We start from the raw sequence: 9,348 nt of genomic DNA on the forward strand, positions 1-9,348 counted from the left end.
TAGCTCTAGTATACCAGATTATTCGTTCTACTACAAGCGCTTTAGCGCATTAGGGAGCCGTATCGGAGAGCTAAAGCCGCTAAAGCGGGTGAAGCCCTTATATCCCAGCGCTAAAGCTGCTGGGCTTTACGGGGGATCTCCATTGACTGGATGGGCACCACCTCCGCTTATATCCCAGCGCTAAAGCTGCTGGGCTTTACGGGCTATTTCCGTAATGGCACAGTGTGACTCTCTTTATAGTATCGGTAGCTGATCAGTGCAGGTATCACGCGAGACGACCCCAACAGCGCCGCCGAGCTATGGGCGCCCCTACCTGATCTTCTTCTGTGAGCTTGATGGCAAGGGATGGCTTGATCTTCTCGGCCGCTCTAGCTTACTGAGTGATCTTGTGTCCTATGGCTATGGCGTGGCCCTCGCCCTCCGCGATCTCACCCCCGACCTCGTGTCCGTCGTCCGCACCCTCAATAGCGCTGGCATCCAGGTGGTGGCCTGGCTTCAGCTGCCCCAGAGCGAGGGGAGCTGGTTCCACCTACAGAACTACCCCCAGGCGATCGAGCGCTATCGCAGCTTCCACGTCTGGTCGCGCGATAACGGGCTGATCTTCCATGCGGTCGGCATCGATATCGAGCCCCCGTCGAGCGAGCTCGACCGCATCCAGCGCTGGGGCCTGAGCGACATGGCCCGCCGCCTCTGGATCGCCCCTGAGAACGTCCTCTTCGCCGCCGCCCGCGCCGCCTACACCGACCTTATCGGCGAGATCCACCACGATGGCTACGAGGTTCACGCCTACCAGCTGCCCATCCTCGCCGATGATCGGCGCGCTGGGACGACGCTCATCCAGCGCGCCTTTGACATCGTCGGCCTGCCCGCCGATGTGGAGGTGCTGATGTGCTACAGCAGCCTGCCGATCGACGCGCTCCGCAATGATATTGGCGGCGCCCTGATCGCGAGCTATGGCTCATCCGCCGACAGTATCGGCGTGGGCGCGATCAGCGGCTCTGTCGCCGATAGCTCCGCCGACGATCTGCCGCCGCTCTCGGGCGATGCGCTGGAGCGCGACCTGCTCCTGGCGGCCCGCTACACTGACGTGATCTATGTCTTCTCGCTTGAGGGCTGCGTCGAGCGTGGCCTGCTGCCGCGTATCGGCCAGATCAACTGGGAGGCGGAGCCGGTTACGTCGCGCTGGAAGCGCCTGTCTGTTGGCGCGATCCGCGCCCTGATCCTGGTCACGCTGTTGATCTCGCGCTTTGGCGGCGGGCTCGTCGCCTGGCTTGGCTGGGGCCTCTTTGTGATCATGCTCGCCCGCAAGGCGCGCATTGCCCTGCGACATCGTCGCACCTCCTAGCCTCCAACCTCCAACCCTCAACCCCCAAAGTTGACAGCGGCACACGACAGTTTATAATGTCGCCATTTCCCTCTGTGTCATAGCTTTGACATATAATCAATGCTAAGGAGCCTGCTGCAATGGACTGGGGCAAACAGAATCGCTGGTCGCAGATCACCAAACCGGATGGGCGCTGCTTCTTCCTGGCCATGGACCATGGCTACTTCCTTGGCCCGACCCGCCGTCTTGAGAAGCCGGGCGAGATGGTCAAGCCGCTCCTCCCCTACGTCGACGCGCTGTTCGTCACCCGCGGCGTGCTGCGCGCCAGCATCGACCCTGCGACCCAGGTGCCGATCATCCTGCGCGTCTCCGGCGGCTCCAGCATCATTGGCGGCGACCTGGCGAACGAGAGCGTCACCACCTCGATCGATGAGGTCATCCGCCTGAACGCCGCGGCCGTCGGCCTCTCGGTCTTTGTCGGCTCCGACTACGAGCACCAGACCCTGAACAACCTCGCCACCCTGATCAACTCCTGCGAGCCCTACGGCATCCCGGTGATGGCCGTCACGGCGGTGGGCAAAGAGCTAGAGAAGCGCGACGCGCGCTTCCTGGCCCTCTCCTGCCGCATCGCCGCCGAGCTCGGCGCGACGGCGGTGAAGACCTACTGGTGCGAGGATTTCCACAAGGTCGCCGAGAACTGCCCCGTGCCGGTGGTGATCGCCGGCGGCCCCAAGTGCGACACGATCCTTGAGGTCTATGAGTTCGTCCACGACGGCATCGAGCGCGGTGCGATCGGCGTCAACCTCGGCCGGAACGTCTGGCAGGACGAGCACCCCGTCGCCGCCGCCCGCGGCCTGCAGGCGCTCATCCACGAGGGCCTCACCCCGGCCCAGGCCAGCGACCTCTACATGACGATCAAGAACGAGGCCGTGCCGGCCTAGTAGCTCATCGACTCTACCTGTCCGACATCGTAAGGGCGCAGCAGCGTCGTGCTGCTGCGCCCCTCTGCGGTCTGGTATCCGTCGGTGTAAGGGCGCAGCGGCGTCGCGCTGCTGCGCCCCTCTATGGTGAAAAAATATGCAAAACCAATGGAACACTGAGGACGCCGCGCGCTTCCCCGGCGACCTCGGCCAGTGCGTGTACGCCTCGCGCCTGCTCGGCGCGGACCCGGCCCTCGTCCTGCACGGCGGCGGCAATACGTCGGTCAAGATCGCGCAGACCAACATCTTCGGCGAGCCCGAGACGGTGCTCTATGTGAAGGGCAGCGGCTCCGACCTGGCGACTGTCGAGGCGAAGGGCTTCGCGCCGGTGCGCCTGGATCACCTGCGGCGGCTGACCACCCTTGAGACCCTCTCCGACACCGAGTGGCTCAACGAGCTGCGGGGCAGCGCGATCAACGCCGCAGCCCCCCCGGCCTCGGTCGAGGCCATGCTGCACGCGCTGCTGCCGGCGAAGTACGTCCTCCACTCGCACGCCGACGCGGTGCTGGCGATCACCAACACCCCCGGCGGCGCCGAGCGCATCCGCACGATCTATGGCGACGATGTGGTGATCGTGCCCTACGAGCGCCCGGGCTTCCCCCTGGCGAAGCGCTGCGCGGCGCTCTTTGCGGCCGAGCTCTCGGCGCGCACCGCCGGCGTGGTGCTGCTGCGCCACGGCCTGTTTAGCTTCGGCGAGACGGCTGAGGCCGCCTATGCGAGCATGATCGATCTGGTGAGCCGGGCCGAGGCCTACCTGGCGGCATACCCTGTCCCGGCCGCGCCGGTGACTCTGCCCGACCCGCAGCGCCCGCTGCGCCAGGAGCTCGCCTCGCTGCGCCGGGCTCTCTCTGACGCGGCCGGCGCCCCGCTGATCCTCACCACCCACGACGACGAGCCGTGCCTGCGCTTCGCCCAGCGTGCGGATGTCGGCATGATCTCGCAGCAGGGGCCGGCCACGCCCGACCACGTCATCCGCACCAAGCGCGCGCCGATGATCGGCCGCGATGTGACGGCCTTCCGCGCCGCCTACGAGTCCTTCTTTCAGGAGCAGCAGGCCCGCACCGGTCGCCAGCTGACCATGCTCGACCCCGCGCCGCGGGTGGTGCTCGACCCAGACCTGGGCATGGTCGCGGTTGGGCGCAGCGCCCAGGATGCCGTCATCGCCGGCGACATCTACCGCCACACGATGGCGATCATCGCGCAGGCCTCGGCCCTGGAAGCCTACCAGGCCCAGCCCGCCGCCGATATCTTCGACGCCGAGTACTGGGAGCTGGAGCAGGCCAAGCTCACGCTCCAGGGTCGGACGCCCATGTTCGCCGGCGAGATCGGCCTGGTCACCGGGGCAGCCTCCGGCATCGGCAAGGCATGTGTCGAGTCGCTGCTGGCCCGCGGCGCGGCGGTCGTCGGCCTCGATATCAACCCCGCCATCGAGCAGCTCTTCGACCGCCCCGACTTCCTCGGTGTCCGCTGCGACGTCACCAGCGAGGAGCAGCTGATCGCCGCCCTGGAGCGCACCGCCCGCGCCTTCGGCGGCCTCGATATGCTCATCCTCAACGCCGGCATCTTCCCGCCCTCCCGGCGCATCGCGGACATGCCCACCGCCGAGTGGCGTAGGACGATGACGATCAACCTCGACGCGAACATGATCCTCATGCGCGAGGCCCACGCCCTGCTCAAGCATGCGCCCCGTCGCGGGCGGGTGGCGATCATCGGCTCGAAGAACGTGCCCGCGCCAGGGCCGGGCGCCGTCGCCTACTCGGCCTCCAAGGCCGCCCTCAACCAGCTCGCCCGCGTGGCCGCCCTGGAGTGGGGCCAGGACGGGATCAGGATCAACTCGCTGCACCCCAACGCCGTCTTCGACACCGGACTCTGGACGGACGAGGTGCTCCAGGCCCGCGCCAAGCACTATGGCCTGACGGTGGAGCAGTACAAGACCAACAACGTCATGCAGATCGAGGTCACCAGCCGCGATGTCGCCGAGCTGGCCGCCGAGATGTGCGGCCCGCTCTTCGCCAAGACCACTGCCTCCCAGGTGCCGGTCGACGGCGGCAACGAGCGGGTGATCTAGCGCGATTGCAGATTGCAGATTGCAGACTGGGCGTAGCAGCGCGGCTTGCCCGGTTGGTGTTATAGTGTAGGTGCGGATCATGAGTTCCGTAATCTGCAATCTGCAATCTGCAATCTGCAATGCTGCGAGGTGCCGATGAAGCTCTCACCTGAGAAGATCGAACTGCTCGCCGCCGCCATCGTCGATGAGCTCGCCGAGGTCGACGGGGTGCTCTTTCAGAGCAGCGATAGCGACCTGCGCCTGGCCATTAACGATATCATCACTGACGAGCTTATGATCGAGGAGCGTCTCGACGCTGAGATCCATAAGATGCTCCAGGCCTACAAATATGAGATCACTATGGGCCGGCTGAACTACGATGAGCTGTATCGGAAGATGCGCTCGCGCCTGCTCGCCGAGCGCAAGATCATCCTTTAACCAGGGAACAGGGCAAAGGGGACAGGGTATAGCCGGACATCGCGATAGCGTATGCCCTGCGGTGTGCCACAAGTGTCCCCTGTCCCCTGTCGCCTGTCCCCTTATGACTCGGATCATTGAGAGCCCAACCGAGCGCACCACCGCCGCCACCGACGCGCTAATCACCGCCATCTCGCTGCGCTACGCCGCCGAGCTGCTTGGTCGCCGCCGTGGCCACCCATGGAAGGCCGGCATCTGGGCCGGCGCCTTCGGGGCCATGGGCCTCGCCGGCGCCCTCGGCGTGGCCGTTCACGGCCTGGATCTGTCGCCGCGCCGCCGCGAGATCCTCTGGCGCCCCCTCAACCTCGCCCTGGGCGTCACCGTGGCCCTCTTCGCCGCCGGCGCCGTGGGCGACCTCCTCGGCGAGCGGGTCGCCCGCCGCGCCCTGCCCGGCCTGATCCTCAGCGCCGGCGGGTTCTACCTCGCCAGCGAGCGCCTCCAGCGCGGCTTTGTGATCTTTATCATCTACGAGGCCGCCGCGATGCTCTTCGCCCTCGGCGCCTACGCCCGCCTCGCCCAGAGCGGCCGGCTCGCCGGCGCCCAGCAGATGGCCGCCGGCGTCCTGCTCTCGATCATCGCCGCCGCCGTCCAATCCAGCAGCCTGGAGCTGACATGCTGCGGCATCCCGCTCGACCACAACGGCCTGTTCCATATCGTGCAGATCGCCGGCCTGCCACTCCTCACGGCGGGCCTACGCGCCGCCCTCGACTCTCCGCCCGAGAGCTGAGGCGCGCCCCCTCCTGCTCATGCTCGTTCTGCGACCGCTGTTCGCGCTGTTCGCATTCTTCGCGCCCTCCGCGTCCGCGCGCCCTTCGCGCCCTTCGTGTTCCAAACGCCCGCGCGCCCTCCACGCTCCAGCGCCTTTCGTGATCCTCACCCTGCTCGCCGCCTGCTCCGCGCCGTCCGGCCCGCCCACCGTCCGCCAGGAGCAGACGGTCGACGGGATCACGATTGGCCTGGAGGCCGCCGATGCCCCCAAGGTCAATGCGACCCAGGATTTCACCATCACTCTGGCTGACGCCAAGGGGCAGCTGATCGATGACGCCTCCGTCTACATCGACCTGCTCATGCCGGCCATGCCTATGGGCTCCAACCGCCCCGTGGCCTCCGCTGCGGGCCAGGGCCGCTACAACGTGCAGACCGTCTACACCATGAGCGGCACCTGGGAGATCACCGTCGTCGCCGAGCTTGACGGCGTCGAGCACCGCGCCACCTTCCCGCGCGAGGTGCCCGAGCCCTGATCAGCCTTAACAATCCCTGAAAATGTTCCTGTTACTATGGCTTCACCGCTATCGGCATAGAGAACTGGAACCATGAAGCCGGAACACCGAACCTATATCCGGGCCCGCAGCAACCTCCTCATCGACGTCGCCACCTTCATCGCCTTCCTGATCGCCACCGCCCCCCGCCTCAGCGGGATCGGCATCCACGAGTGGCTCGGCATCGCCTTCGCCGCCGCGATCATCGTCCACCTGCTCCTGCACTGGCAGTGGATCGTCGCTCTGAGCAAGACGATGCTGCGCAAGGCCCGCGCCAGCTCGCGCCTGGGCTACCTGCTCAACCTGGCCCTCTTTATAGATGTGACGCTGCTCACCTTCACCGGGCTCATGATCTCGGAGGTCGCACTGCCGCTCTTTGGGCTGCGCCTCCCGCGCGGCTTCCTCTGGCGCGGGCTGCATAGCACAACCTCGAACATCGCGGTGCTGCTGATCGGGCTGCACCTCGCCCTGCACTGGCAGTGGGTCCTGAAGACGACAGCGCGCATCTTCGGTCTTGTGCGGCCGACGGCGAAGCCTCGGCAGGAGGTGTCCCAGTGAAGATCATCGCCCGCGTGCTGATCATCCTCTCCGCTGCCCTGCTGGTCGTCGGCGCGACGATGGCCTTCGCCTCCTCTGCCTCCTCCGGCTCGGGCGGCATCGGCCCCGGGCGCGACGGCTTCGAGCGCCGCCCGCCCGCCGGTGCCGCCGAGGGCTCCCGCCCGCCCGGCTTCCTCCCCGGCGGCGCCTTCGGGCGCGGGGAGGGCCGCGGCGACCACGAGGGCGGCCGCGGTATGCCCGCCGCCTTCGAGCTGCTGAAGAACCTGGTCATCATCGCGGTGATCATCGCGATCAGCACGCTGATCAGCCGGCTCACCGACGGCCTCCGCCCACAGCGGCGCTAGTGCAGATTCACGCAGCCTTTTTGGCGTACGGGAGCGTATATATAGCGTCTGATCGCGCTGTGCCCAATCTACAATCTGCAATCTGCAATTTGCAGCGGAGCGAGCCGCCAGCCTCAGTTCCTCAGAGCCTCAAGCGTTTTGCTCAGTGCTACCTGCCTATGACCCACACCATCCTGATCGTCGACGACGAGCGCAACCTCCGCGACATGCTCCGGGTCTACCTGGAGCAGGAGGGATTCCATGTCGTCCAGGCCAGCAACGGCCGCGAGGCGCTGTACGTGGCGCGTATCGAGAAGCCCGACCTGATCATCCTCGATCTGATGATGCCCGAGATGGGCGGCTACGAGTTTATGAACGCATACCGCAAGGAGGGCGTCGCACCCGTGATCATGCTCACCGCCAGGGTCGCCGACGATGATAAGATCATTGGCCTGGAGATTGGTGCCGATGACTACCTCACCAAGCCCTTTAATGTCCGCGAGCTGATCGCCCGCATCCGCGCCGTCCTCCGCCGCGCATACCGGCCCGCCATCGAGCCCGACCTCCTCCGCGCCGCCGACATCGTCCTCGACCGCGCTGGCTGCACGGTGCGCGTCGCCGATCAGTATGTCGATCTGACGCCCTCTGAGTTCGAGCTCCTCGGCGCGATGATGGCCGCGCCGGGGCAAGTCTTCTCCCGGCTCGACCTGATGGACCGCATGTCCGGCAACGCCCTTGAGGGCTACGAGCGCACCATCGATGTCCACATCCGCAACCTGCGCATCAAGATTGAGCCCGACCCGCGCCGCCCCAAGTATATCGAGACGGTCTACGGCATGGGCTACCGCTTCGCGCTGCCCAAGGCGCCTGGCTCGTAGGCCGGTATCCGGCCGCTTTGTTTCGAGTCGCCGTATGTGGATCGCATCTGAATATGCTATGCACAATCTGCAATCGACAATCTGCAATCTGCAATCGTCATGATCCACACCCTCGCAACCAAGCTCACCCTCGCCTTCCTGCTGGTCGGCGTCGTCGGCGCGCTCCTCGTCGCCCTGCTGGTCGGGATGCGCACGCGCTCTGAGTTTGACCGCTTTCTCTCGACCCGCGATCAGGACGCGATCTCCCAGATCCTCGGCAGCTACTACGCGGGCCATGGCAGCTGGGCGGGGGTCGATGAAGCGCTCGCCGCAGACTCGCGGCTCACGTTCTACAGCCGCCGCATCACCTTGCTCAACGCTGACCGGACAGTTGTCCTCGGCGGCCGCTCCCACCCCGTCGGCTCCGGCATGTCCGATGACGACAGCCTCGCGAGCCAGCCCATCAGCGTGAACGGACAGGTCGTCGGCTATGTGCTCGCGCCTAGCGCCGATCAGCTCGCCCGCCCCTCCGACCGTGAGCGCGCACCGCTGCCGGAGATGGCGTTCATCCAGCGGGTCGCCTGGGCCGCCGCGATCAGCGCCGGCGTCGCCGCCCTGATCGCGCTCGTCCTCGGCAGCCTCCTGGCCCGCACCCTCACCCGGCCCGTCCGCGAGCTTACCGCCGCCACCCAGGCGATGGCGGCGGGCAGCCTCGGCGAGCAGGTGCGCGTGCGCTCCCGCGACGAGATCGGCCGGCTCGCCACCTCGTTCAACCAGATGAGCAGCGACCTCTCCCGGGCTAGCCAATCCCGCAAGCAGATGACCGCCGACCTCGCCCACGACCTGCGCACGCCGCTCAGCATTCTGCGCGGCTACACCGAGGGCCTGAAGGATGGGCGTATCCAGGGCAGCGCCGCCCTCTACGGCGTGATGCACAGCGAGGTCGAACACCTGCGGCACCTGGTGGAGGATCTGCGCGTGCTCTCGCTGGCCGACTCCGGCGAGATGCCGCTCAGCCGCCGGGCGATTGATCCCGTCGCCCTGATCGAGCGCGCCGGCCTCGCCTACATTGTCCAGGCTGAGCAGCAGGGGCTGGCCCTCCATGTGGACGCCGCCCAGGATCTGCCCTCGATCTCCGTGGACACCGACCGCATGGCCCAGGTGCTCAACAACCTGGTCTCAAACGCCCTGCGCTACACAGCGCATGGCGCGGTCACGCTCTCGGCGAGCCAGCAGGGCGGCCAGGTGCTGCTACAGGTGTGCGACACCGGGAGCGGCATCGACGTAGCGGACCTGCCCCATATCTTCGACCGCTTCTACCGCGCCGACAAGGCCCGCCAGCGCGGCGACAACGGCGCATCCGGCCTGGGCCTGGCCATCGCCAAGGCGATCATCGACGCCCACGACGGCACGATCTCCGTGGAATCCACCGTCGGGCAGGGCACCACCTTCACCATCGCTCTCCCCGTCGCCGTATGAATGCTGAATGTTGAGAGAAGTATTCAACATTCAACATTATTGTT

The 9,348-nt window shown here is 66.5% G+C and carries 10 protein-coding genes; all 10 read left to right on the forward strand.

What is annotated here, in order from left to right:
* Positions 1-388: 388 nt before the first annotated feature.
* On the forward strand, positions 389-1,345 hold the full coding sequence (locus tag K2Z83_RS04890; RefSeq protein WP_370650065.1) for a hypothetical protein: 957 nt from the start codon (positions 389-391) through the stop codon (positions 1,343-1,345).
* A 95-nt stretch (positions 1,346-1,440) separates the two neighbouring features.
* Complete coding sequence (lsrF, locus tag K2Z83_RS04895; RefSeq protein ID WP_370650069.1) at positions 1,441-2,265, forward strand: 3-hydroxy-5-phosphonooxypentane-2,4-dione thiolase; 825 nt, start codon at positions 1,441-1,443, stop codon at positions 2,263-2,265.
* 136 nt (positions 2,266-2,401) lie between these two features.
* Positions 2,402-4,372 (forward strand): bifunctional aldolase/short-chain dehydrogenase, encoded by a 1,971-nt coding sequence (locus K2Z83_RS04900; RefSeq protein WP_220594041.1) that lies wholly within the window; start codon positions 2,402-2,404, stop codon positions 4,370-4,372.
* Positions 4,373-4,507: 135 nt separating this feature from the next.
* Positions 4,508-4,789: a DUF507 family protein gene (locus K2Z83_RS04905; RefSeq protein ID WP_220594042.1), complete on the forward strand. Its 282-nt coding sequence runs from the start codon at positions 4,508-4,510 to the stop codon at positions 4,787-4,789.
* Between the two features lie 103 nt (positions 4,790-4,892).
* Positions 4,893-5,555, forward strand: a complete 663-nt coding sequence (locus K2Z83_RS04910; RefSeq protein WP_220594043.1) for a hypothetical protein — start codon at positions 4,893-4,895, stop codon at positions 5,553-5,555.
* 139 nt (positions 5,556-5,694) lie between these two features.
* Positions 5,695-6,069: a FixH family protein gene (locus K2Z83_RS04915; protein WP_370650066.1), complete on the forward strand. Its 375-nt coding sequence runs from the start codon at positions 5,695-5,697 to the stop codon at positions 6,067-6,069.
* Between the two features lie 72 nt (positions 6,070-6,141).
* Positions 6,142-6,645, forward strand: coding sequence for a DUF4405 domain-containing protein (locus K2Z83_RS04920; RefSeq protein WP_220594045.1), 504 nt, complete (start codon positions 6,142-6,144; stop codon positions 6,643-6,645).
* Entirely contained in the window at positions 6,642-6,989 is a 348-nt protein-coding gene (locus K2Z83_RS04925; protein ID WP_220594046.1) for a hypothetical protein, read from the forward strand. Before K2Z83_RS04920 ends, K2Z83_RS04925 begins: the two co-directional genes overlap by 4 nt.
* A gap of 158 nt (positions 6,990-7,147) precedes the next feature.
* Complete coding sequence (locus K2Z83_RS04930; RefSeq protein WP_220594047.1) at positions 7,148-7,846, forward strand: response regulator transcription factor; 699 nt, start codon at positions 7,148-7,150, stop codon at positions 7,844-7,846.
* Between the two features lie 99 nt (positions 7,847-7,945).
* Positions 7,946-9,304 (forward strand): cell wall metabolism sensor histidine kinase WalK, encoded by a 1,359-nt coding sequence (locus K2Z83_RS04935; RefSeq protein WP_220594048.1) that lies wholly within the window; start codon positions 7,946-7,948, stop codon positions 9,302-9,304.
* Positions 9,305-9,348: the final 44 nt, after the last annotated feature.

The organism is Oscillochloris sp. ZM17-4 (assembly GCF_019599295.1).
Classification (GTDB): domain Bacteria; phylum Chloroflexota; class Chloroflexia; order Chloroflexales; family Chloroflexaceae; genus Oscillochloris.